Source organism: Halopseudomonas sp., assembly GCF_041579695.1.
In the GTDB taxonomy this organism is placed as follows: domain Bacteria; phylum Pseudomonadota; class Gammaproteobacteria; order Pseudomonadales; family Pseudomonadaceae; genus Halopseudomonas.
This window is the reverse complement of sequence record NZ_JBFGFI010000023.1, coordinates 1-22,839: the sequence shown is the minus strand read 5'-3', so window position 1 is coordinate 22,839 and position 22,839 is coordinate 1. Positions and strand designations below refer to the sequence as shown.

Genomic DNA, 22,839 nt, shown 5'->3' with positions numbered 1-22,839 from the left:
CTATACGCTAATCCGCAAAATTCCCAATCCTGACGCTCAGCGTCGTACCGGGCGCTTCTGCAGCTTGCGCTGCAACGTGCGCCGGTGCATACCCAGTGCCCGCGCTGTCGCTGAAATATTGCCCTCGTGCTCGGCCAGGATGCGCTGGATATGCTCCCATTGCAGCCGATCTACCGACATCGGATGCTCAGCCATCAGCGACTCTGGATCGGCTTGCTCCGACAGCAATGCGGTCAGCACATCATCTGCGTCGGCCGGCTTGCAAAGGTAGTTGCAGGCCCCGCGCTTGATTGCTTCCACTGCCGTGGCAATACTGGAATAACCGGTCAGAATGACCACCCGCAGGTCCGGATAGAGCTCGAGCAGCCGTGGCAGCAGCACCAGGCCAGAGTCACCCTCCATCTTCAGATCAAGCACCGCAAAATCCGGCTGTTCCTGCCTGGCCAACTGCATTGCTTCCTCGGCGTCGCCAGCCGCGTTGACCCGCAAACCGCGCCGGGTCAGTGCCCGGGCCAGAACGCGGGTAAAGGTGGGGTCGTCATCCACCAGCAGCAGCAGGGGCTGCTCTTCCTGCTCTGTTTCATCTTTCATGCTCTTTCTCCCATACCACCGGCAAAAGAACCTCGGTCAGCGTGCCGCCGGTGTCCTGATTGAATAACTTGACGCTTCCACCCATCCGTTCGACCGCTGCGTGACTGAGAAAAAGGCCGAGACCAAAACCCTTCTTGCCCTTGGTGGTAACAAACGCCGTCCCTATCTGTTCGGCAATATGCAGAGGCACGCCCGGCCCATGATCGCGGATTAGCAGGCGCAACCGCCTGTGATCCCATTCCAGCGTAATGGTTATATCATCCGGACAGGCATCGACAGCGTTATTCAACAAATTGAGCATGGCCTGCCCCACCTCTGGGCTTGCCTTGATTCGCGGCACCTCACCCGACGGCAGTGGCAGCAACTGCCAGGAGGCTTCCGGCCGCATCAGTTGCCAGCGCGCCAGCAGCGTTCGCAGCCAGACATCCACCGGCTCGACCTGCACCGGCAGGCTCGGACTGTGCTCGGCGCGGCGCACCATCTGCTGCAGACTGTCCTTGCACAGGCTCACCTGCTCCTGCAACAGGGCCAGATCCTCCTGCAGCTGCGGCTCGTGGTAGTCACTACGCAGGTCTTTCAGCAACACGCTCATGGTCGACAATGGCGTTGACAGCTCATGGGCAGCTCCGGCGGCGACGCTGGCGATACCCAGCAGTTGCGCATCACGAATGCCCTGTTCGCGTTTTTCTGCCAGTCGCTCCGCGTGCTGGCGCAGTGCAGCGGCCATACGCACCACGAAAAAGGTGATCAACCCTGCGCTCATCGCCAGGTTCAGCCACATGCCAATCATGTGCAGATTGATGACTCCGCGCCCGATGGTGAATTCGAACGCCTGCAGCGGCTCGTACCACAGCAGTAACAGGCTGTAGGCGAAAACCGAAAGCGCAGCGAGACAGGCTGTGTAAAACCACGGCAACGTTGCCGCGGCAATGGTCAGTGGGACCAGATAGTAGGAAACGAACGGGTTTGTAGGCCCGCCGGAGAAATACAACAGCACGCTGTGCACCAGTACGTCGAAAGCCAGCTGTATCCCATATTCCATGTCGGTCACCGGCCAACGGCGTGACAGGCGCAGCAGTGTCAGTATGCTGACCACCGCAGACACACCCAGGGTGAGCAGCAACGCGGTCCAGGGTAGCGGGAACCAGCCACTCACGTAGGCCCCCATCACCGATATGCTTTGCGCCAGCAGAACCAGCAGACGAATCAGAATGAGCCGCCAGAGATTTTGCCGGGTAGGCGATAACGCCAGGATATTGAAGCCCATGAAAGCCCGTCGCGCCAAAGGGAAAGCCTCCAAGTATAGGTCGTTCACCAAACCAGCGGGGGGCGCCGGAGATGCGACACAGCGTCGCACAAAAAACCTCTGCCTTATAGCGGCGGCCCTTGAGTAGATGTTGCAGCGCAGCAGCAGATAACTGACTACACTCGCTGTCTCACGTCTGCATTAACAGGAAGTACATCATGCGCCATTTATCTCTCCCGATCGTACTGCTGGCAACCGCCTGCGCGCTGAACACCACCCAGGCGGTTGCCAGCGAACAGCAATACAATCAGGTATCCCTTCGCGCCGAAGTACAACAGGCTGTCAGCCATGACACTCTGACCGTGCGCATGTTCGCCGAGGAACAGGGTGAGGACGCCGGCGAACTGGCCGAACGCATTACCCGAAGGTTGAACGACGGCCTGGCAACCGCGCGCCAGACTCCTGACGTCGACGTATCCAGTGGCCCGCGCAGCAGCGAGCCGGTCTACGATGAAAAGCGTGAAAATATCATCGGCTGGCGCGAACGTGGGGAAATCGTGCTGGAAAGCACTGATTTCGCTGCTCTGTCGACACTGACCGGCGAGTTGATGGACAAACTGAGCCTCGCCGACATGCGTTTCAGCCTGTCCCCCAGTGCGCGCCGGGAAACCGAAAACACACTGATGCGCGAAGCCATTGCCGCCTTTCAGGCGCGCGCCGACATCGCCGCCCAGAGTCTCGGGGGCAACGGCTATCGGATCGTGAACCTCAGTCTCGACACGCAGTTCATGCAGCCCATGGCCTATCGCGGCGCAAAAATGGCGAGCATGTCCGACAGAGAGTCCGCCTCACCCTCGGTGGAAGGTGGCCAGGCCGACGTCACGCTCAATGCCAACGGCACTATCGAAGTGACCATGCCCTGAGGGTCAAATGTCCAGCACCTGCGGATTGCACCCTGCCCTGATTTCCGCAATCAGGGCCGCATGAAGGCATAGTCGGTATCCTCGTCGATATTCTCGGCGAGAAAATTCAGCTCGTGGGCGATGTCCGTCATTGTGCGCTCGCGCTTGTAGACGTTCAGTACCTCTGTCATCAGCGCGCGAGCCAGTTCCTGCTCGCCATATCCGGCCTGCTGCGCCTGCTCGATGCTGTCGTTGATGATTTGTCCAGCCAGCTTGTACACAGACATTGTGATATCTCCGTAGAAAGAGCTTCATTTCAGCATGACAGCAAGCCGCAGTTATTGATCTGGCTCAGGGTCGTTCATTTTTCATCGAATGGTTCCTGCAGATAGCGGTCGGTATCGAAGGTTTCGAGCCAGTCCGGACAGAAGACCACCAGCGCGCTGATCGCCGTGCCATTTATGAAAGCCTCGGGAAAGGCAACCAGAAGCAGGTAACCAAAAGCCTCCATCAGGCTTGATGGCGGTGAAAGCTGCCCCGACCAGGTCAGCATGCCGATCCCGACCAGGATGGTCGCCGCCGCCGCCAGTGCGGCGGCAAAGAAACCGCTGACGAATATGTAGGCAAACAGGTTGCGCGGCTTGAGCAGCTCCAACGCACGACTGATCACCAGTGTGACGATCACGGGGACGAGAACGCGCAGGATGCCGTTGACTCCGAAAGCCTCGGCGTCATCCATACCCAGCAGCACCAGACCCAGCTGAGCCAGGCTGCCGGCTACGACAGCAAGGGGCCAGTCGAGCAACAGGGTAACCGCCGTCAGCCCGAGGAAATGGAAGGTCAGACCGTTATCGAAATCGCGACGCACCAGCCAGAGCACAAACAAGGCGAAAATACTGCCAAAGAACAGATGCTGGCGACGATCGTCGGCCAGCAATTCGACCCAGGATACGCGCGCCAGCGCCCACAAAGCCGCAGCACCGAAAAATACAGCACCAAGCACCAGCTGCAATGGGGTCAACAAGGTAGCGGCGAGCATGTGGCAACCTCCAGCGGATAACAGCAAGAGCATAGCATTCCCGCTGACTGGCCTCATTGGCACCAGCATCGGCGCTAACATGACGCAACACACCGGGGCGGACCCTGGCCAGGCTGGCGCAGGCGTCAGGTGCAATCTGCTGCGTCAAAGTCTAGAATGCTGCTTATTCAGTCAAGCCAGCCGTCGCAGCTCTGTGCTGCTTCAATGCCAAAGGTGCCAGCATGCCCAGCCGCCTCTACCCCGAAGACCAGGAACGCGTCGATGCGTATCTCAATCAACCGGCCAACCGGGTAGAGCGCAAGCCGTTCAATGTGTGGCTGCTGCTCGGGGTGATCCTGGGCTCGGTAATTACCATGGGCCTGCTCGCGCGACTGCTCGCGTCCCTGGTATTGGTGTAATTTGCGCAGCGCGGCTTGACCGACCCGGAATCCTTCTTTGTGTCGAGTCTCCATCATGTCCTATGCAGCAACATCGGAATCACCGCCGCGCATCCTGATAGTGGGCGGCGGCGCCGGCGGCCTTGAGCTGGCCACGCGTCTGGGTCGCAGCCTGGGAAAGCGCAACAAGGCGCTGATCACTCTCGTCGATACCAACATGACGCATATCTGGAAGCCACTTCTACACGAGGTCGCGGCCGGATCGCTGAATTCCAACGGCGACGAGCTTAACTACGTGGCCCAGGCCAAATGGAACCACTTCCACTTTCAGCTGGGCGCGATGAACGGCATCGACCGAGAGCGCCGCGTCATCTCCCTGCGGGCAATACAGGACGAAGACGGCGCAGAACTGATCCCCATCCGCGAGATCGCCTATGACTACCTGGTCATCTCCGTGGGCAGCAATACCAATGATTTCAACACCGAAGGGGCGGCGCAGCATTGCCTGTTTCTCGATACCCGGGAACAGGCCGAACGCTTCCATCGGCTTTTGCTCAACCAGTACATGAAAGCCCAGGCCAGCAGCGAAGGTCAGATCAGCGAAAAGATCAATGTCGCGATCATCGGCGCTGGTGCCACCGGCGTGGAGCTGGCTGCCGAGCTGCATCACGCTGCGCGACTGTTGCAGGCGTATGGCCTGAACCGGATTCGCCCCGAGGATCTGCACATCAACCTGGTGGAAGCCAGTGGCCGCGTCCTGCCGGCGCTGCCCGAGCGGATCAGCGAGCCGGTAACCGAGACGCTGAAAAGTCTCGGCGTGCACCTGCATACCGGGTCACCAGTCAAGGCGGTCACTGCGCAGGGCCTCGAACTGGCCAACGGAGAGCACATTGCCGCTTCGCTGAAGGTGTGGGCGGCAGGGATTCGTGCACCGGCATTTCTCAACAGCCTGGGGCTGGAGACCAACCGGATCAACCAGCTGGTGGTGAACACGACACTGCAGACTACCGGCGACCCTCACATCTTTGCCTTTGGCGACTGCGCGGCATGCCCCACCGGTGAAGAGGGTCGGACAGTGCCGCCGCGCGCCCAGGCAGCCCATCAGCAGGCCACGCTTTTGTCCAAGAGTCTCAAGCGCATGCTCGAGGGCAAGCCGCTGAGGGAATATGTCTACCGTGATTATGGTTCACTCATTTCTCTGTCGACCTTCAGCGCCGTGGGCAACCTGATGGGCAACCTGACTGGCAGCGTGATGCTCGAGGGCAAGCTGGCAAGGATGTTCTACGTGTCGCTCTACCGAATGCATCAGATGGCGCTGTATGGTGTCCCACGAACCCTGATGCTGATGCTCAGCGACCGGATCGGGAGCAGCACCGCACCGAGGCTCAAACTGCACTAGCCTGCCACTCCAGCAGGTGTGACCGGAAGGCGGTCGCACCTGTTCGCATCGCAAGCCGCGAATGGCTGCGCAGCAGACACGCAGATTTGCAGCAGCAAGCCGAAACGTTTGCGCTGATTTGCCGTGCTTTGAAGGAATACTGATTGCGAAGGGAATTTTTTGAGTGGTGGGTCGTGTAGGATTCGAACCTACGACCAATTGGTTAAAAGCCAACTGCTCTACCAACTGAGCTAACGACCCTATACTCAAAGGATATCTCGAACGACATATCCATAAAAAAATGGTCGGGGTAGAGGGATTCGAACTCTCGACATCCTGCTCCCAAAGCAGGCGCGCTACCAGGCTGCGCTATACCCCGATCCGGTTCTAGATGGCTCCGCGACCAGGACTCGAACCTGGGACCCAATGATTAACAGTCATTTGCTCTACCAACTGAGCTATCGCGGAATTACCTAAAACATCCTGGCGAGGGCTGTAACTGCCGTTACATATCCCCTGCCAAGGCGCGCCATTTTACCGGGCGCAGGCAGACTGTCAACCCTAAAAATGCAGTTGCAGACACTATCTTGGGAAAGGGACCTTCATACAACGCAAGCAGCTCCCCCGGATGGAGGTCGGTGACGCCGACATAACCATCCGGGAGCCCCTGGGCGGTCTTGCCGGCCATAAAAAAGCCCGCCAGTGGCGGGCTCGGTCTTGCGTCAATACGCAGCGCCAGACGGCTTAGAGCTGCGGTCCTGCGTTAACGATCTCCGGAGCAACTTCGAACTTCTTGAAGTTGTCGACGAAGAGTTTGGCCAGACTCTGGGCAGCAGCGTCGTACTCGGCCGGGTCGCTCCAGGTATTGCGCGGATTCAGCAGGTTGGTGTCGACACCCGGCACGGAAGTCGGCACATCCAGATTGATTGCTGGCAGGTGCTCGGTTTCGGTGCCGATCAGCGCGCCCGACTGCACCGCGGCAATGATTGCACGGGTGGTCGGAATACTGAAACGCTTGCCAGTACCATAGCTGCCACCGGTCCAGCCGGTGTTGACCAGATAGACCTTGCTGCCGAACGCGTTGATGCGTTTGATCAGCAGCTCGGCATACTCGCCCGCAGGGCGCGGGAAGAAAGGCGCTCCGAAACAGGTGGAGAAAGTCGACTTGATGCCGTCGCCAGAGCCCATCTCGGTTGAACCCACCAGCGCGGTATAACCGGAAAGGAAGTGATAAGCCGCCTGCTCATTGTTGAGAATCGACACCGGAGGCAGTACACCGGTCAGGTCGCAGGTGAGAAAGATGATCGCGTTCGGCTCGCCTGCGCGATTGGCTTCAACGCGCTTTTCAACGTGTTCCAGCGGATAGGCAACGCGGGTGTTCTGGGTCAGGCTGACATCGGCGTAGTCGGCGGTACGGCTCTGCGGATCGATCACCACGTTCTCGATAATGGAGCCGAACTTGATTGCTTTCCAGATGACCGGCTCGTTCTTCTCCGATAGATCGATGCACTTGGCGTAACAGCCGCCCTCGATGTTGAACACGCTGCCGGTGGCCCAGCCGTGCTCGTCATCGCCAATCAGGTTACGCGCCGGATCGGCCGAAAGCGTGGTCTTGCCGGTACCGGACAGACCGAAGAACAGGGTCGTGTCGCCCTCGTCCCCGACGTTGGCGGCGCAGTGCATGGGCAGTACGTCCTTGGCCGGGAGCAGGAAATTCTGTACCGAGAACATCGCTTTTTTCATTTCACCGGCGTACTGCATGCCGGCCAGCAGCACCTTGCGCTCGGCAAAGTTGATGATCACGCAGCCATTGCTATTGGTGCCATCGCGGTCGGGCTCACAGACAAAATGCGGGGCATTGATGATGTGCCAGCGATCCTTCGCTGCCGGATTGAAGGTCTCTGGATTGATGAACAGGGTACGACCGAACAGGTTGTGCCAGGCGGTCTCGGTAGCCATTACCACGGGCAGATAATGCTCGGGGTCCGCGCCCACGTGCACGTGGGAAACGAAACTGGTGCGCTCGGCAAGATAAACGGCAACGCGCTTCCACAGGGCATCGAACTTATCAGCGGGAAACGGGCGGTTGATCGGCCCCCAGGCAATCGAATCACGGGTCGAAGGCTCTTCGACAATGAAGCGATCCATCGGTGAGCGGCCGGTGCGCTCGCCGGTCTTGACTACCAGTGCGCCGTTATCGGCCAGCTGACCTTCGTTACGCTGTATTGCCAGCTCAACGAGGTGCGGAATACTCAGGTCGGTATATACCGTATGGTTACTGTGCGTCATCAAACCTCATCCTCGTTCGGCGTGGGCCGAAATCTCCATGAGACCGACAGATCGGCCTCAGCTCTTCGTATATACGCCAGGTCAGCGCGCGGGCGCGCCATTATGCCAAAAAAAAAGCAACCGCGCTAAACCTGATCAGCAATGCTTATGCATCACGACCATAGCCATTCACTATATGCATGGCCACGCATGATCCGGGTCAGCCCGGAGTCAATGCAAGCGCCTGGCATGCTCCTGCGCCGAGCGGAACAGATCCTCTATTCGCTCCTGGTCGAACAGATACCGTGTGTTACAGAACTGGCAGTCGATTTCAATCTCACCATTTTGTTCCGCCAACAACACCATTGCATCGTCATGCCCCAGACTGACCAGCGCATTGCCGGATCGCTCCACCGAGCAGCTGCATTCAAAACGCACCTGCCGGGGATCGAAAAGGCGCACGTCTTCCTGATGGAAAAGCCGGTGCAATACGGTCTGATTATCCAGCGAGAGCAATTCCTCGGCGCTGAGGGTATCGGCAAGAATGTTCAGATGCTCCCAGGTGGCCGCCCGTTGCTCCGTATCGCGCTGTCGATCAGCCGGCAGAGCCTGCAGCAGCAGTCCGCGGGCTGTACGACCGTCAGCCTGCAGACGGAACCGGGTAGGCAATTGCTCGGAGTTTTCGAAGTAACCATTGAGGCATTCGGCCAGGGTGCTGCCATCGAGCGATACGATGCCCTGATAGCGCTGGCCTTCTTCAGGATCGACCGTGATCGCGAGTATGCCGCCAGGCATCAGGTCGCCAAGGGTGGAACCGGTTATATTCTCATCGTAGCGGGCGATACCCCGCACCGCCTGGTCGCTGGTGCATTCAACCATCAGGGTGGAAATCGGCCCGGGAGAGCTAGCCTGCAATACCAGCAGACCGTCGAATTTGATGGTGGTGGATAGCAGGACTGCCGCGGCGAGCAACTCGCCGAGCAACTCGCGAATCGGCTCGGGGTAATCATGCTTGGCCAGTACCTCGCGGTAACTGGCATCGAGCGCGACCAGCTCGCCGCGCACATCGGCGTTCTCGAACAGAAAACGCTGGGTAGAATCTTGATATGCCATCATCGGCCTCCGACAAAAGGGGAGTATACGCCTCAGTCCTGCTCCGGTGAATTGCGCGCATTGCGGAATCGATGGATCTGCCGGCGCTGTTTCTTGCTCGGGCGATGTTCGCTGATCAGCAGACCGGGGCCCATCGCCTTGCGCTTGGCCGCTGCCTCTTCACGCTGGAGCACACTGTCTGCGGTCTCTTCATAGAGTAACTGCGCTTCGGCGGCGCCCCGGCGCTGCCCGCTGAGCTCCCGGATGACCACTGTGCGCTGCTCGAAGCCCTGGCGAATCTGCAACTCGTCCCCGACTTTCGGCTCCTTGCTGGGCTTGCAACGATCACCCCGACATTGCACCTTGCCGCCTTCGATCGCCGTCTTGGCCAGCCCTCTGGTCTTGAAAAAACGTGCGGCCCAGAGCCATTTATCCAGCCGCACCTTGCTATCATCGCCCATAGCGTCTGTACTCCTGTTTCAGGCCAAGTGTATCAGGCTTGTCGCCATCCATGACTTGCCCCATGATGCGCGCACCATGCACCAGGAGCCGTCTGCGTGAAAACATTTGACCATCTCAATGTAATCGGGTTGCGCGAATGGATCGGCCTGCCCGGGCTGGGCATCGACCAGATCCTGGCCAAGGTCGATACAGGCGCCAGAACCTCGGCCCTGCATGCCAGTAATATCGAGACCTTTGATCGCCATGGTGAAACATGGGTGCGATTTGATGCGCACGTAGGCAGCCAGAAAAAACCTCGTAGCCAACGCTGCGAAGCAGTACTGGTCGAATACAGGAGCATCCGTAGTTCCAACGGCCAGCTGCAGGAGCGGCATGTGATCCGTACACCGCTGGTGCTCGGTGACCGCTGCTGGCCGGTCTACTTTACGCTCACCTGCCGCAAGGCCATGCGCTATCGCGTACTAATGGGCTGCACGGCGATGCTGGAAGGCGAACTGGTGATCGATCCAGGTCGTCGTTTTGTACAGGAAAAACCCCTAACCTCTCTGTTTGCCGTCGACTCCTGAAGGAACCATCATGAAGATTGCGGTACTGTCGCGTAACGCCAACCTGTATTCCACCCGCCGCCTGGTTGAAGCGGCCCGCGAACGCGGGCATGAGGTGCGCGTCATCGACACCCTGCGCGCCTACATGAACATCGCCAGCCACAAGCCGACGATCCACTACAAGGGCGCCGTGCTCGAGGGCTTCGATGCAATCATTCCACGCATTGGCGCGTCGGTTACCTTCTATGGTGCAGCCGTGCTGCGCCAGTTCGAGATGATGGGCGTCTTTCCCCTGAACGAGTCGGTGGCCATTACCCGCTCACGCGACAAATTGCGCTCGCTGCAACTGCTCGCGCGCAAGGGGGTGGGCTTGCCGGTGACCGGCTTCGCCCATTCGCCCGACGACATCCCGGACCTGATCAGCATGGTCGGCGGCGCACCGCTGGTGATCAAGCTGCTGGAAGGCACTCAGGGCATTGGCGTGGTGATGTGCGAGACCGAGCAGGCGGCCGAGTCGGTGCTCGAGGCCTTCATGGGTCTGAAAGCCAACATCATGGTGCAAGAATATATAAAGGAAGCCGGCGGTGCCGACATTCGCTGCCTCGTAGTCGGCGAAAAGGTGATCGCGGCCATGAAGCGCCAGGCCAAGCCAGGCGAATTCCGATCCAACCTGCATCGTGGCGGTAGCGCCAGCCTGATCAAGATCACGCCGGAAGAGCGCATGACTGCCGTACGTGCGGCCAAGGTGATGGGCCTTAATGTCGCCGGGGTAGACATCCTGCGTTCCAACCACGGACCGGTGGTGATGGAGGTCAACTCATCGCCGGGCCTGGAAGGCATCGAGTCAACTACCGGACGCAATATTGCCGGCCTGATAATCGAGTACATCGAAAAGAATGCCAAGCCGAATCAGACCCGGACCAAGGGCGAGGGCTGATCAGCCCTGGCGCTGGCAGGCGGCTGCCAGCTCGCAATAATCCTCCACGGCGTCGAACTCTTCGGTGTCGCGCAGCGCCCCACGACTGTCCGGCTGCCTGACAGCCAAAAGGTGGCCGATGCCGAAATCCCGCGCCGCGCGCAGGATACCCAGACTGTCGTCGATGAACAGCGTGCGCTCGGGATCGAAGGGAATCTCGCCCTGCAATGCCTCCCAGAACGCCCGCGCCTCCTTGGGAAAGCCATAGTCGTGGGAGCTGATCAGCCGCTGGAAATAGGTCCGCAATTCGACCCGCTCCAGCTTCAGCGATAATGAGCCACGGTGGGCATTGGTGATCAGGATGACGTCACGCCCGCTGGCCTGGAGGGCCCGCAGGAAAACTTCAGCATCGGGCCGCAGGCTGATCAGATGCGCGATCTCTCGCTTGAGCTCGACAATCGGCATATCCAGCTCACGGGTCCAGAAGTCCAGGCAGTACCAGTCAAGTTGCCCCTGTTTTTCCTTCATCAGCGGATAGATCTCGGCCTTCGCCCAGTCGACAGACTGGCCATGGTGTTCGGCATAGCGCTGGGGCAGATATTCGACCCAGAAATGATTGTCGAAATGCAGGTCCAGCAGGGTGCCGTCCATATCCAGCAGCACGGTATCGATGTTGTTCCAGTTGGTCATGGGCGTTTGGGCTTTGGCGACGTGTGCCGCTATGATACCCAAGCCACCTGCTGTTAACCACGGAGTCCCCATGCCAAAAATGCCCGAAACCCTCGAGGCGCAGATCGTCGCAAAAAGTCGGCTGTTCACCGTCGAGCAGGTGCAATTACGCTTCAGCAACGGCGTGGAGCGCACCTACGAACGGCTGGTCAATCGCAGCCAGGGGTATGGTGCGGTTATGGTCGTGGCCATGCAGGACGAGCGCCGAGCGCTGCTGATCGAGGAATATTGCGGCGGCATGGGCAATTATCAGATGTCGATCCCCAAGGGGCTGGTTGAACCCGGCGAAGACGTACTCGACGCCGCCAATCGCGAATTGATGGAAGAAGCCGGCTTTGGCGCGCGGCGCCTGGAGTACCTGACGCACCTGTCGCTGTCGCCTAACTACATGAGCCAGCAGATAGCTGTGGTGCTGGCCCGCAATCTGTATGAAAAACGCCTGCCGGGCGACGAGCCCGAGCCGATGCGGGTCGATAGCGTGGACCTCTACGATCTCAGCAACCTGGCCGGTCGCGATGACTTTACCGAGGGCCGCGCCCTGGCTGCACTGTATCTGGTGCGCGACCTGCTTGAGCAGCGCGGGGAACTGCACAGGAGCCTGTCGGCATGACTCTTCCGTGCGACACAGAAGCCCTGCTGCAGCTGACGGCACGCGCCGGATCGGAGACACTGAAGTGGTGGCGCCAGGAGCCGGAGGTCACCGCCAAAATCGATGCCTCCCCAGTCACAGCGGCGGATCTGGCGGCGCATCATATGATTCTGGCAGGCCTGCGGGAACTGACCCCGGACATTCCCGTACTGTCTGAAGAGGACGCCGACGTCGCGTTATCACAACGCCAGCACTGGCAGCGCTTCTGGCTGGTCGACCCGCTGGACGGCACAAAGGAGTTCATTGCCGGCACGGACGAATTCACTGTGAACATCGCTCTGGTCGAGCAGGGCCAGGTCCGCTTCGGCGCGGTCGGAATACCGGCACGCAATAACCTTTACTGGGGAGGCAAGTCTTTGGGCGCCTGGCGGCGCAGCGCGGGGGGCACGGCCGAAGCTATCCATTGCCGCAAGGCCAGCGAGCGGTTGACGGTCGTCGCCAGCCGCCGACACACCAGCCCCGAGCAGGAAGCACTGCTCGCCCGGTTACAATCGCTGCAGGAAATCGAGCTGGTGAATATTGGCAGTTCGCTTAAATTCTGTCTGCTGGCGGAGGGCAATGCCGACCTCTACCCGCGCTTCGCTCCCACCAGCCAGTGGGATACCGCCGCCGCCCAGGCTGTTCTCGAAGGGGCCGGGGGACAGGTGCTCGGCCTGGACGGGATGCGGTTCGATTACCCCCAACGCGAAACCTGGCTCAATCCGCATTTTGTCGCCGCCGGCCGGTTGTCGCCCGAGCTTCTGCTCGCGCTTGAGCTAGGCGTGGGGTAGGACACACACCGCAACGAAACAGCGGCTGGACAGCCAGACGCCACCCGGCGCACCATGAGCGCTGCATTGTTTTTTCAAACCCGGAGCCGCCCATGTTTTTCCGTCGTATTCCCGAACACAAAATGCGCCTGCCCACCGCCGAAGAGGCGCTTCCCGGGCGCGCCGAACCGATCCCGACCGGCCAGACCCACGCAGTGCTCGGCACCTCTCTTCACCCGCCCTTTCCCACCGGCATGCAACAGGCGATTTTTGGCATGGGCTGTTTCTGGGGCGTGGAGCGCCTGTTCTGGAAGATCCCCGGCGTGCATACCACCGCTGTCGGCTATTGCGGCGGCATCACACCCAATCCCACCTACGAAGAAGTGTGCTCGGGCATGACCGGCCACAACGAAGTGGTTCTGGTCGTCTTCGATCCGGACAAGGTCAGCTACGAGGAACTGCTCAGGGCATTCTGGGAAAATCACGATCCGACCCAGGGCATGCGTCAGGGCAACGACACCGGCACCCAGTACCGCTCGGGCATTTATGTCACCAATCCGGGGCAACAGGCTGCGGCGGAGGTAAGCAAGGCAACCTACGCCGATTCGCTGCTGCAAGCCGGCATGGAGCCGGTAACGACCGAGGTAATCCCTGCCACGGCTTTCTATTACGCCGAGCCTTTTCATCAACAGTATCTGCACAAGAATCCCGGCGGCTACTGCAATCTTGCCGGCACGGGAATCTGTATGCCCGGGGGCTGACTACCGGCGCTTACTCAGGGCTTGCAGGCAATTGCCGGTGAGCTCGGTGAGGCGCTTGAACGCAGCGAACTGGGCATTGGTCAGGCTGCGGCCGGAGAGCCGCATGTCCCCGTAAAGAATACCTATGCGCTTTGTCCCGGCCATCACTGGGGCGATAAAGAACGGACCCGTCCCGAGCCAACCCGTGATATCGGGCGTAATCAGGTCCTGCACACCGCCAGCGCTGGGCGTGCCCATCCACAGCACCTCGTTGTTCTGCAGGGCATAACTGAAAATGTGCGGTTGAGTTCCGACGCAGGGCAGATCGAATTCCTGCGTCCAGCCTTGCGTACCCTTGCCAGCCACCCGGCGCGCGCGAAACCGCGTCTGATTATCGGCCAGCACCGCGAGCATCACCCGCTCAAGGCCCGCGCCCAGATGCAGACCGTTGATCACGCCGGTCAGCGTGTTGTCGATGTTGATCGGACTCTTGATCATAAGCGCCATGTTCTGCACCGACAGCTTGAGCATCTCCAGGTTGGGCTGCAATAGCGGCTCCTGCACTGCAGACCGGGCCGACTGCGCAGGCACCGCGTCCATCTGCAGCAGCTCGGACAGATCCAGCGGCAGGTCGTCAGTGCGCGGAATCCAGGCACCCAGATCGGCGTTGGAACAGGTGCCGGCGACCCGCACGGCCTCGTCCGCACTAGCCAGGATCTGCTGCATGGCTTCCTCGCGGGAGGTTCCGGTGATCTCAGCCACAGGGTCGAGCAGTGCCTGCATCGCCTCTCCTGCCCAGCCGCCACGCGCAGCGTCGGCTATCGATGCGCCGAGGGTTACCGCCCGCGCCGCCGGCCCTGAAGCCGAATGACTGGCTTTGACCAGCTGTCCAATCTCGCCCATATTCCAGGTCTTGAGCAAACCGAAGGTCAACTGATCAAAGCTGGCACCCACGATCCGCTTGACTGTCTTGTCCCGATCCACGCCGGGAATCGCCAGCGCTTCGGCCAGCAGGTCTGCCTGCTTGCCACCATGGCTCCAGAACGCCATCTCGCCAAGATTGCGCAGCAGTGTGGCGATGAAAATTTCTTCCTTTTCCGGCAGGGAGCGGTAATCAGCCAGATTGCGCGCCTGCATCGCGCCATGGAAGGACCGCGCCAGCAGTGATTGCAACTGCTCGCGCGGCGAATCCTTGAGCAGACCATCAAGCAGGCTGACCGAAAGACCGATCATCCGAACCTGATCGAAACCGATCACCACCACCGCACGGGAAATAGTGCGGACCACTTCGCGGCCCGGATTGCAGTACACGCTGTTGCTGACCCGCAGCACCTTGGAGGTAAGCGAGGCATCGCGCAGCAGTACTTCGGCGAGCTGCTTGACCGAGGCAGTCTGTGACTGGGACAGGCGCAGCAGATCATGCACGACCACTGCCATCGCTGGCAGTTCGGCATTGTTCAGGCGGACCGTCCATTGCGCCAGACCATGTATTTCGTCGCTCAATTTGAGGTCCTTACCGGGTTCTTGAAATGTTACGAGGTAATGCCAATGTAACATCTGCGTCCCGTACGGGTGAACTGTGCGGGCACAGCTGTAGCTTGGCCGGCCGAAACAGAGTGGTTAGACTGCGCCGCTGATCTTCCCTTTATCTTTGCCCTCAGGATGTCCGTATGCAAATGACCCAGCGCCGGGCGATCGCCAGCATGCACATCGCTGCGCTGATGTTCGGCCTGACCGGCATTTTTGGCAAGTTGACCGAGGCCGGGCCTGTGGCGATCGTGCTCGGCAGAGCCTTCTTTGCCGTGCTGGCACTGCTGGTATTCGCACACCTGTTCCGCGCGCCGATCCTGCGTGGCATGAGCCGGGTGCGCCTGATGCAGCTTGCCGCATGCGGGTTGCTACTGGGCGTTCACTGGCTGACCTTCTTCCATGCAGTGAAAATTGCCGGGGTTGGCATAGCTACCCTGGGCTTTGCCAGCTTCCCGGCTTTTGTGGTGATCCTCGAATGGTTACTCTGGAGGGAATCAGCCAGCCGCATGGACCTGCTGAAGGTCCTGCTGATCTGCATCGGCCTGGTACTGGTGACTCCGGATTTCAGTCTGGGCAATCAGGCGACCGCCGGCCTGCTATGGGCGCTGCTGTCAGGCTTCTGCTTCGCCGGCGCGTCGGTAGGTAACCGTTATACCGCTGGCGATCTGCATCCAGTGCAGGTGGCCTGCTGGCAGAATCTGGTGATCCTGGCCTGCCTGCTGCCATTCGGGCCGACCGCAGTGGCCCAGATGGCGCCACTGGACTGGCTGTGGATTGCGTTGCTGGGACTGCTCTGCACCGGGCTGGCCCATGGGCTGTTCGTTGCAAGCCTGCAGGTACTCAAGGCCAGGGTGGCCTCGCTGTTCTTCGCGCTGGAACCAGTCTACGGCATTCTCTTCGCCTGGTTCCTGTTCGCCGAGCAACCCACGCTGTCGATGCTGTTTGGTGGGCTACTGATCGTATCGGCCCTGGCCCTGGTACAAAGGGCACCCAAGCCCGCGTAACTGCCCACACTTTTCAGGCGCGGGTCTCGATAAGCTTTACCCAGCGGTCCATTGTCTGCAGCTTGCCGAATGCCAGCTTGATACAGACCAGTAACGGCACTGCGATCAGAACGCCGACCGCGCCCCATAGCCAGCCCCAGATGAACAGCCAGACAATCAGCACCAGCGGATTCAGGCGCATGTTTCGCCCGAGCACAAGCGGCGTGACGAATTGCGCCTCGATCAGATTGATCGAAAAGTAGATCAGGACCGGCAAGACCGCGATGGCCACCGGCCCATATTGGGCCACCCCGGCCAGAGAGAGCATGGCCATGCCCAGAATAGGCCCTACATAGGGCGCGAAATTCAGCAAGCCGACCAGTACGCCCCAGAGCAGCGCATCCTCAACCCCGACCAACCAGAGAACCAGTCCAGTGGTCAGTCCCAGCCCGGCGTTGATCACGCTGACAGTAACGATGTAACGAGACAGCTCATGCTGGATCGTACCTACAAGTTCAACCCTGCCTTCGCGTGAGTCCGGGGGGACAAAAACATGAATATACGCATTGAACAGCCGCGGACCGAAGATAAGCAGGAAGAGGATCAGAATCACGCATGTCAGCAACTGCGCAATCACTACTGGCGTCGCCGCCAGGATTTCAACCATCAACTCCATCCCCCCCTGTTTGACGCGCTCACTTACCGTTTCTCCATCGCCGGCTGGCGACGCCTGCACAGGAGGCGGCGGCTCGGGCTGTTGCTTGCCTTTTCCGAATAACCCAAAAAAATTGAATCCTTCAGGCTCCGGGCGCTGGACAGCCGCCTGGCGCTGGACCGGTTTCGCGGTTCCGGTCAGGTCATCAAGCTGGGCTGTCATTCGCTCGGAGAGTTCCGGCAATTGCTTGGCCCACTTGTGCGCAGGTTCAGCCAATTCGATGACGAGCAACGTTAATGGACCACCGATCGCGCAAATAATAAGAATGGCCGATAGCGTTCTGGGTACGTAGAGGCGTTTGAGAACGGCTACCAGCGGGCTGAGCAGCAATGCGAAAAGCAATGCTACAACCAGCGGCATCAGAAGGGATTTGGCAAAATACAAGGTATAGAGAAGCGCCAGCGCGAGAAGCCAGAGCGATACTACAGTCAGGGTCGATTTGCGCTCCACTGCAGCGTCAGAAGGTGGAGTATGCCGTGCACTGGGTGACTCACCGCCGCCGGCGGTGGTCAAGCTGCTTCACTTCCGGCTTCGGCCATTTCTGCCATACCGGCCTCACCGCCTGCCATGGAACCTGCCACGGACCCGACGAGCGACTTCAAACGCCAGAGGTGCATGCCGGTCATGCCCGCCGAGACCAGTCTGGTTCTGCCGCCACTGCCTAGCGATCCGAGCAGGATACCTCCCGCCGCACCCACACCCAGCAACAGCCATGGGGACAGGCTGCGCAGATAGGCAACGCGATCACGGCCGTTCAACTTGAGCAAACTCTGCTCAAGCGACAATTTGCCATCGAGCTTGCGGATATCTTCAATCAGTTGTTTTCGCGGCACTCTCAGCACCCTCTTTGAACGCCTTCAGATGTTCGCGGGTAGCCGCGAAGGACCAGCTTTGGCGGTAACGCTTGATGCTCTGCGCAATCAATAGCAGCGGGATAACCTGAACCGCGATAAATGCGGCTATGGCGCCAGCTACCGACTGGCTGGGCAGGTATACAGACCACGCAACCATAACAGACAAACCCATCCACGCGAGCACCACCAGCGGCAAGGCCACCAGGGCAAGCAATACAATCCTTTTGGTGTCGCCCAGAGCGAGGTTCAGCTCCATTTTTGCAAGCTTCGCCAGATCGCTCCCGGCCGAGGCGGCGTGTTTGAACCAGTCTATCCAGGCCTGGACTTCCTCCTCCCCCGGCTCAGGGCTTCTCCCAGGATCGCCACTTTTCAGATTGGTTTCGCCTGGGACCTCGCTCATTTCCTGCTATACAGCTGTGAGATGAGAAAACCTGCCGCAAATGCTATGCCGAGGCTGGTTAGGGGCTTCTCGTGAACATAGCTATTGGCTTGACTGGTCAATTCGCCTGCCTTTGCCTTGCCTTTCAGAAACTGATCGGAGGCTTCGTGCTTCAGATCCAGCCCTGCTGCCTCGGCTGCGTGTTTGAAGTGCTCTTTGGCTTCTACCAGATTGCTATAAGCTGCCATCACTGCCTCCTTTCCAGCATCCTTCTCGCTGTTTACCGTTGAATTGCCGGTTACCGGCGTACTCTTTTTAGCTTCAGCCATGGTCGAGCTCCTTAACGTTAGTATCCTGAAACGTAAACGCCCGGCCTTCTGAGCCGGACCTCGGGTTTGACACTGCAAAGCCGAATACGTTCCGACGCAGATTGCGCTTCGTCGGCCCGGACAATCGTCCGGGAGGCCCGGCGATGCCGCAGTCCCACCATCAAGCCTAGTCGACAGACTCGGTTTTGCCAGCGAGTTGCCCCTTAACAGACGCTGATTCGGCGTCCGAAGGTCAGGGTTCGCCAGCCAGCCAGTCGAGCCGCCAGGCACCGGACCCCGATTGCGCGAGCTGGCCGGCAAGCCAGGGCAGAGCCTGCTCTAGCTCCTCCCACAGTGGCCAGGGCGGATTGACCAGCATCAACCCCGAGCCATTGAGCCCCAGCGTGGTATCGGCGGGCCGCACAGAGAGCTCCACACGCAATACCTTGGGCAGCCCGGCCGCCGAGATCTGCCGGTAAAAGTCGCGCAGCAGGCGTTCGTCCTTGATCGGATACCACAGAGCAATAACCGTCTGGCGCATACGCTGGATGGCCAGCTGCATTGTCGCTACACAGCGTTCGAGGTCGTCGGCACGCTCGAATGGCGGGTCGAGCAGCCAGAGCGCGCGCTTCTCGACAACGGGAAGAAAAGCCTTGGCCAGCTCATAACCGTCGCGATGATGCACGCCGACACGTGAATCGCCAGCGAAATAGGCTGCAAGGGTGGCTGCGTCTTCGGGATGCAGCTCACTGAGAATCATCCGGTCCTGTTCGCGCAGCCCGCCGGCGATCAGTTGCGGCGAACCTGGGTAAAAACGTAGCTGTTCATCTTCATTCTGCACGCGAACATTCGCTACATAAGACTCCAGCAACGGCGGCAGGTCATCCCTCGACCACAGCCGGGCGATGCCATCGAGATACTCGCCGGTCTTGCCGGAAGCCTCAGCCTGCAGGTCATACAGAGCTGTCCCGGCATGACTGTCCAGATAGCAATAGGGAGCCTCCTTGCGCTGCATCAGCTGCGACATGCGCAGCACGATCGCATGCTTGAAGACGTCTGCGTGATTACCAGCGTGGTAACTGTGGCGATAGTTCATCAGGCGGATTCCGTAAGCTTAATTGGCCGCATTCTACGCACTAGGCGCCAGTGCAGCGAGCGCGGTTCAGGCCTGTTGGCTGCTCGGGGTGACCCGCAACACTTCCTCGATGGTAGTTTCGCCCGCCGCCACCTTCTGTGCGCCGGACAGCCTCAGGCTGTGCATACCGTCCTTGTAGGCCTGTCGGCGCAGGGCGTTGAGATCGATATCGGACTGCACCAGCGGTTTCAGCGGATCGCTCAGAGTCATCAGCTCATACACGCCGGCACGACCGCGATAACCGGTTTCACGGCACTGCGGACAGCCGACCGGCCGGTGCGCGCGGGTAGGCAACGGCGCATTCCAGGGTCGGGTCAGCTCGGCCCACGCATCAGCGTCGACCTCTGCCGGCGCCTTGCAATGCTTACACAGCGTGCGCACCAGACGCTGCGCCATCACGCCGAGCACGGTGGCCTTGATCAGATAGGCCGGCACACCCAGCTCGATCAGCCGACTGATCGAGCTGGGTGCATCATTGGTATGCAATGTCGAGAGCACCAGGTGGCCGGTCAGCGCCGCCTGTATGGCCATCTCCGCGGTTTCCAGGTCACGTATCTCGCCGACCATGATGATATCCGGGTCCTGACGCATCAGCGCACGCACGCCGCCGGCGAAATCCAGATCGATATTGTGCTGTACCTGCATCTGATTGAAGCTGTCCTCGACCATCTCGATCGGGTCTTCAATCGTGCAGACGTTCACTTCCGGCGTAGCCAGCTGCTTGAGCGTGGTGTACAGCGTAGTGGTCTTGCCCGAGCCGGTGGGGCCGGTGACCAGTACAATGCCGTTTGGCTGGCTGACCATGGCCTGCCAGCGCCGCTGATCCTCACCTGAGAAACCCAACTGGTCGAAGCTGCGCAGCAGGACATCGGGATCGAAGATCCGCATGACCATCTTTTCCCCAAAGGCGGTCGGCAGTGTCGAAAGCCGCAGCTCGATCTCGTTGCCCTGGGGCGACTTGGTCTTGATCCGGCCGTCCTGCGGCTTGCGTTTCTCCGCGACGTTCATCCGCCCCAGGGTTTTCAGCCGACTGACTACAGCGACTGATACCTGCAGCGGGAACTGGTACACCGTATGCAGTACCCCGTCGATCCGCAGTCGCACACTGCCCGCCTCGCGCCGCGGCTCGATGTGGATATCACTGGCGCGTTGCTCGAATGCGTATTGGAACAGCCAGTCGACGATATTGACCACATGGGCATCATTGGCGTCGGGCTCCTGCCCCATACTGCCAAGATTGAGCAGTTGCTCGAAATTGCCTATCGGGCTGCTCTTCTGGTCCGTGGCATTGGCGCCGGTAACCGAGCGTGCCAGGCGAAAGAATTCCACGGAATAGCGCTGAATATCGGCAGGACTGGCCACTACGCGACGAATCTCGCGCTTGAGCACGTGCACCAGATTGGTTTCCCAGGTGCTGACAAAAGGCTGCGCACTGGCAATCACCACCTCGCGCTCATTCACCTCCAGTGCAAGGATGCGGTGCCGCTGGGCGAAGGCAAAGGACATCAGCGGAATCACCGCGGCCACATTGATCTTCAGCGGGTCGATACGATAGAACGGCTGTTCGGCCTCGGCCGCCAGCCAGCGCGAGAGCGTCTCAAGATCCAGGGTCTTGCCCGGCCGCGAAAGATCTTCCGGCGCCTGCCCGGCAATGAATTCGAGAGGGTGCAGTTTGGCGGTTTCACCAGTTGCCGCACGGCGCAACATGCTCAACTGCTCCGCCGTTTCCATGCTGAGCCGGCCCTGGCTGACCAGCACGTTGAGGATATCACCGAGATCCAGCGGGCGATCGCTGCCCGGTATCGCCAGTTGCTTCAACGTCTCCACCCTTCCCCCTATCACCAATGATGTGTGCTCAGGCGTTCAGTTCGCGCCAGGCGTTAAGCTTGCGCAGACGCTGGCCCTGCTTACGCAACGCGTCCAGCAACAGCGGGCGCTGCTCATCGTCGATCGACGGATACTGCTCAAGCAGCGCCTGCAGCTTGTTCAACTCACCGAACAGGCGATCGGGCTCGGGTACCGGCAAGAACTCACGGAATTGCGACAGCAGGTAGTAAAGCCGGCCGAGCCGCGGCTGTTGATCCATCCACTGGCTTACCGCCCCATCCGGATCGTTATGGTGAGGTACTTTCAGCTCCTGAATTTCCTTGGCGACTGCGGCCAGCAACCAACGCGGCAGCGGCAGCGCACCGATTCGGTCACCCTTGGGGGGACGATTGTGCTGCCACCCACGCTGCTCCAGCCACAAGGCCAGCCCGATGAACAATTGCCCCCACGCTGGCGTCGCCACCACCTCGGCAAACACGTCAGGAGCCTGATCGCGCGCGTCGCGGCCAGTCTCGTCGTCGGCCCAGCCTGCCAGCACCAGGGGCCGGAAGCGGTCGAGCAGCGCATCCAGAGGCCGACTGTACGGCTGCACGCTGGACTTGGGCAGTGCCAGGTCGAACACACCAAAGGCTGCACGCAATGCGGCCAGGTGCGTTGTCATCTCGCGGAACAGCCGCCATTGACGGGAAAAACGGTACTGCTCGGCCAGGCGCTGACTCTGGCCCAGCAGCTGGCGCGCAGAGCCAGCGATCACGTCGTCCACCGTCGTCTCCGCAGTCCAGCCAGGTGATTGCAGACGCAGGTCATAACTGGCCGGATCGAACAGACGATAACCCCGTTCGGCCTTGCTGATATCGCATGGCATCAGTGGCACATCGCCGGCCAATGCCAATGCCAGTTCAAGCAGCGCTACCGCGGGGCCCTGGCGGATCTCCAGTTCCAGCTCGCAGATAACCTCCTCCTGATCCTGCGCGACCACCTTGCCGTGATCCAGAGCAGCCTCCACCTCGATGATCTCGACCAGACCGTCCGCTTCGCGCTCCCAACGCAACAAGGCCTTGGTACGCTGGAAATCGGTGGTGAACACCGGCTGCAGCAGGCTCTTGTCCAGGTCCGCCAATGCTTGCGGCCAGCAGCTGTCATCCAGCAGACTGACATCCAGTTCGGCCTTGGCGGGGTACCAGTCCCATTCATTACGTTCGGACAGTCCCGAAACGCTCTGGCCCCGGCTCTTGAGGGTCTGGATAACCTGCTCACCATCGCGGCGCAGGCGCAGCGCGACTCTAGCCCCGGCCAGATCGCGCGCGGGCGTATCAAAATACTGGTTGAGCAGCGGCCCGGACTGCCATTCGCCCTGGCGACGAACCTCCAGCAACGGGTGTGTGCGCAACGCCTGGAGCGTTTCCGGCGTGGTGCGCAACTTGA

25 protein-coding genes and 3 tRNA genes are annotated in these 22,839 nt (G+C 60.1%); 9 read left to right on the top strand and 19 right to left on the bottom strand.

Translation table 11 applies throughout. The features are described 5' to 3' along the window. Positions 1–36: 36 nt before the first annotated feature. A complete protein-coding gene (locus ABYA88_RS07120) occupies positions 37–591 on the bottom strand; it encodes a response regulator transcription factor (RefSeq protein ID WP_373186315.1) in 555 nt (184 codons plus the stop codon). Further along, a complete protein-coding gene (locus ABYA88_RS07115; protein WP_373186313.1) occupies positions 581–1,858 on the bottom strand; it encodes an ATP-binding protein in 1,278 nt (425 codons plus the stop codon). Before ABYA88_RS07115 ends, ABYA88_RS07120 begins: the two co-directional genes overlap by 11 nt. A gap of 197 nt (positions 1,859–2,055) precedes the next feature. Between ABYA88_RS07115 and ABYA88_RS07110 the strand changes: the two genes are divergently transcribed. Next, on the top strand, positions 2,056–2,760 hold the full coding sequence (locus ABYA88_RS07110) for an SIMPL domain-containing protein (protein ID WP_373186312.1): 705 nt from the start codon (positions 2,056–2,058) through the stop codon (positions 2,758–2,760). Positions 2,761–2,810: 50 nt separating this feature from the next. On the opposite strand, the gene ABYA88_RS07105 is transcribed toward ABYA88_RS07110, so the two are convergent. Together ABYA88_RS07105 and ABYA88_RS07100 are read right to left on the bottom strand one after the other, a co-directional pair. Further along, the gene (locus tag ABYA88_RS07105; RefSeq protein WP_373186311.1) at positions 2,811–3,026 is read right to left on the bottom strand and encodes a hypothetical protein; all 216 of its coding nucleotides are present in this window, start codon (positions 3,024–3,026) and stop codon (positions 2,811–2,813) included. 74 nt (positions 3,027–3,100) lie between these two features. Then, positions 3,101–3,778 carry an energy-coupling factor ABC transporter permease gene (locus ABYA88_RS07100; protein WP_373186310.1) on the bottom strand — a complete coding sequence of 226 codons (678 nt, stop codon included), beginning with the start codon at positions 3,776–3,778 and terminating at the stop codon, positions 3,101–3,103. Between the two features lie 221 nt (positions 3,779–3,999). On the opposite strand from ABYA88_RS07100, the gene ABYA88_RS07095 reads away from it, so the two are divergent. Further along, on the top strand, positions 4,000–4,176 hold the full coding sequence (locus ABYA88_RS07095) for a DUF3094 family protein (RefSeq protein WP_373186308.1): 177 nt from the start codon (positions 4,000–4,002) through the stop codon (positions 4,174–4,176). 55 nt (positions 4,177–4,231) lie between these two features. Continuing rightward, entirely contained in the window at positions 4,232–5,554 is a 1,323-nt protein-coding gene (locus tag ABYA88_RS07090; RefSeq protein ID WP_373186307.1) for an NAD(P)/FAD-dependent oxidoreductase, read from the top strand. A gap of 164 nt (positions 5,555–5,718) precedes the next feature. On the opposite strand, the gene ABYA88_RS07085 is transcribed toward ABYA88_RS07090, so the two are convergent. The 6 genes from ABYA88_RS07085 to ABYA88_RS07060 all read right to left on the bottom strand — a co-directional run bounded on the left by ABYA88_RS07085 (position 5,719) and on the right by ABYA88_RS07060 (position 9,354). Further along, positions 5,719–5,794: transfer RNA gene (locus ABYA88_RS07085), tRNA-Lys, on the bottom strand. 41 nt (positions 5,795–5,835) lie between these two features. Continuing rightward, a tRNA-Pro gene (locus tag ABYA88_RS07080) sits at positions 5,836–5,912 on the bottom strand. A gap of 13 nt (positions 5,913–5,925) precedes the next feature. After that, a tRNA-Asn gene (locus ABYA88_RS07075) sits at positions 5,926–6,001 on the bottom strand. A gap of 276 nt (positions 6,002–6,277) precedes the next feature. Further along, positions 6,278–7,822, bottom strand: coding sequence for a phosphoenolpyruvate carboxykinase (locus tag ABYA88_RS07070; RefSeq protein ID WP_373186306.1), 1,545 nt, complete (start codon positions 7,820–7,822; stop codon positions 6,278–6,280). A gap of 210 nt (positions 7,823–8,032) precedes the next feature. Continuing rightward, the gene (hslO, locus tag ABYA88_RS07065; protein ID WP_373186304.1) at positions 8,033–8,914 is read right to left on the bottom strand and encodes an Hsp33 family molecular chaperone HslO; all 882 of its coding nucleotides are present in this window, start codon (positions 8,912–8,914) and stop codon (positions 8,033–8,035) included. 32 nt (positions 8,915–8,946) lie between these two features. Continuing rightward, complete coding sequence (locus ABYA88_RS07060; RefSeq protein WP_373186303.1) at positions 8,947–9,354, bottom strand: RNA-binding S4 domain-containing protein; 408 nt, start codon at positions 9,352–9,354, stop codon at positions 8,947–8,949. Positions 9,355–9,450: 96 nt separating this feature from the next. Here ABYA88_RS07060 and ABYA88_RS07055 point away from each other — a divergent pair, with 96 nt between their 5' ends. Together ABYA88_RS07055 and rimK are read left to right on the top strand one after the other, a co-directional pair. Further along, entirely contained in the window at positions 9,451–9,921 is a 471-nt protein-coding gene (locus ABYA88_RS07055; protein ID WP_373186302.1) for an ATP-dependent zinc protease, read from the top strand. Positions 9,922–9,931: 10 nt separating this feature from the next. Next, on the top strand, positions 9,932–10,837 hold the full coding sequence (gene rimK / locus ABYA88_RS07050; protein ID WP_339842474.1) for a 30S ribosomal protein S6--L-glutamate ligase: 906 nt from the start codon (positions 9,932–9,934) through the stop codon (positions 10,835–10,837). Here rimK and yrfG read toward each other — a convergent pair whose 3' ends face one another. Then, complete coding sequence (gene yrfG, locus ABYA88_RS07045; RefSeq protein WP_373186300.1) at positions 10,838–11,506, bottom strand: GMP/IMP nucleotidase; 669 nt, start codon at positions 11,504–11,506, stop codon at positions 10,838–10,840. A gap of 70 nt (positions 11,507–11,576) precedes the next feature. On the opposite strand from yrfG, the gene nudE reads away from it, so the two are divergent. From nudE to msrA, 3 genes are all read left to right on the top strand, one after another. Continuing rightward, on the top strand, positions 11,577–12,155 hold the full coding sequence (nudE, locus tag ABYA88_RS07040) for an ADP compounds hydrolase NudE (RefSeq protein ID WP_373186299.1): 579 nt from the start codon (positions 11,577–11,579) through the stop codon (positions 12,153–12,155). Further along, positions 12,152–12,964, top strand: coding sequence for a 3'(2'),5'-bisphosphate nucleotidase CysQ (cysQ, locus tag ABYA88_RS07035; protein ID WP_373186297.1), 813 nt, complete (start codon positions 12,152–12,154; stop codon positions 12,962–12,964). The genes nudE and cysQ overlap by 4 nt, the downstream gene beginning before the upstream one ends. 92 nt (positions 12,965–13,056) lie before the next feature. Further along, the gene (gene msrA, locus ABYA88_RS07030; protein WP_373186296.1) at positions 13,057–13,704 is read left to right on the top strand and encodes a peptide-methionine (S)-S-oxide reductase MsrA; all 648 of its coding nucleotides are present in this window, start codon (positions 13,057–13,059) and stop codon (positions 13,702–13,704) included. Here the strand turns inward: msrA and ABYA88_RS07025 are convergent, their stop codons facing one another. Continuing rightward, positions 13,705–15,186, bottom strand: coding sequence for an HDOD domain-containing protein (locus ABYA88_RS07025; RefSeq protein WP_373186295.1), 1,482 nt, complete (start codon positions 15,184–15,186; stop codon positions 13,705–13,707). Between the two features lie 173 nt (positions 15,187–15,359). On the opposite strand from ABYA88_RS07025, the gene ABYA88_RS07020 reads away from it, so the two are divergent. Next, entirely contained in the window at positions 15,360–16,217 is an 858-nt protein-coding gene (locus tag ABYA88_RS07020; RefSeq protein ID WP_373186328.1) for a DMT family transporter, read from the top strand. A 13-nt stretch (positions 16,218–16,230) separates the two neighbouring features. Here the strand turns inward: ABYA88_RS07020 and ABYA88_RS07015 are convergent, their stop codons facing one another. The 7 genes from ABYA88_RS07015 to ABYA88_RS06985 form a co-directional block, all read right to left on the bottom strand. Continuing rightward, complete coding sequence (locus ABYA88_RS07015) at positions 16,231–17,424, bottom strand: AI-2E family transporter (RefSeq protein ID WP_373186294.1); 1,194 nt, start codon at positions 17,422–17,424, stop codon at positions 16,231–16,233. Beyond that, entirely contained in the window at positions 17,421–17,744 is a 324-nt protein-coding gene (locus tag ABYA88_RS07010; RefSeq protein ID WP_373186293.1) for a hypothetical protein, read from the bottom strand. Before ABYA88_RS07010 ends, ABYA88_RS07015 begins: the two co-directional genes overlap by 4 nt. Continuing rightward, positions 17,722–18,165, bottom strand: coding sequence for a hypothetical protein (locus tag ABYA88_RS07005; RefSeq protein ID WP_373186291.1), 444 nt, complete (start codon positions 18,163–18,165; stop codon positions 17,722–17,724). The genes ABYA88_RS07010 and ABYA88_RS07005 overlap by 23 nt, the downstream gene beginning before the upstream one ends. Then, complete coding sequence (locus ABYA88_RS07000; protein ID WP_373186290.1) at positions 18,162–18,473, bottom strand: YqjD family protein; 312 nt, start codon at positions 18,471–18,473, stop codon at positions 18,162–18,164. Before ABYA88_RS07000 ends, ABYA88_RS07005 begins: the two co-directional genes overlap by 4 nt. Before the next feature lie 232 nt (positions 18,474–18,705). Then, complete coding sequence (locus ABYA88_RS06995; protein ID WP_373186288.1) at positions 18,706–19,548, bottom strand: 23S rRNA (adenine(2030)-N(6))-methyltransferase RlmJ; 843 nt, start codon at positions 19,546–19,548, stop codon at positions 18,706–18,708. 66 nt (positions 19,549–19,614) lie between these two features. Further along, complete coding sequence (locus tag ABYA88_RS06990) at positions 19,615–21,405, bottom strand: GspE/PulE family protein (RefSeq protein WP_373186327.1); 1,791 nt, start codon at positions 21,403–21,405, stop codon at positions 19,615–19,617. A gap of 37 nt (positions 21,406–21,442) precedes the next feature. Beyond that, positions 21,443–22,839: inorganic triphosphatase (locus ABYA88_RS06985; protein ID WP_373186287.1), on the bottom strand; the 1,397-nt coding region annotated here is incomplete at its 5' end.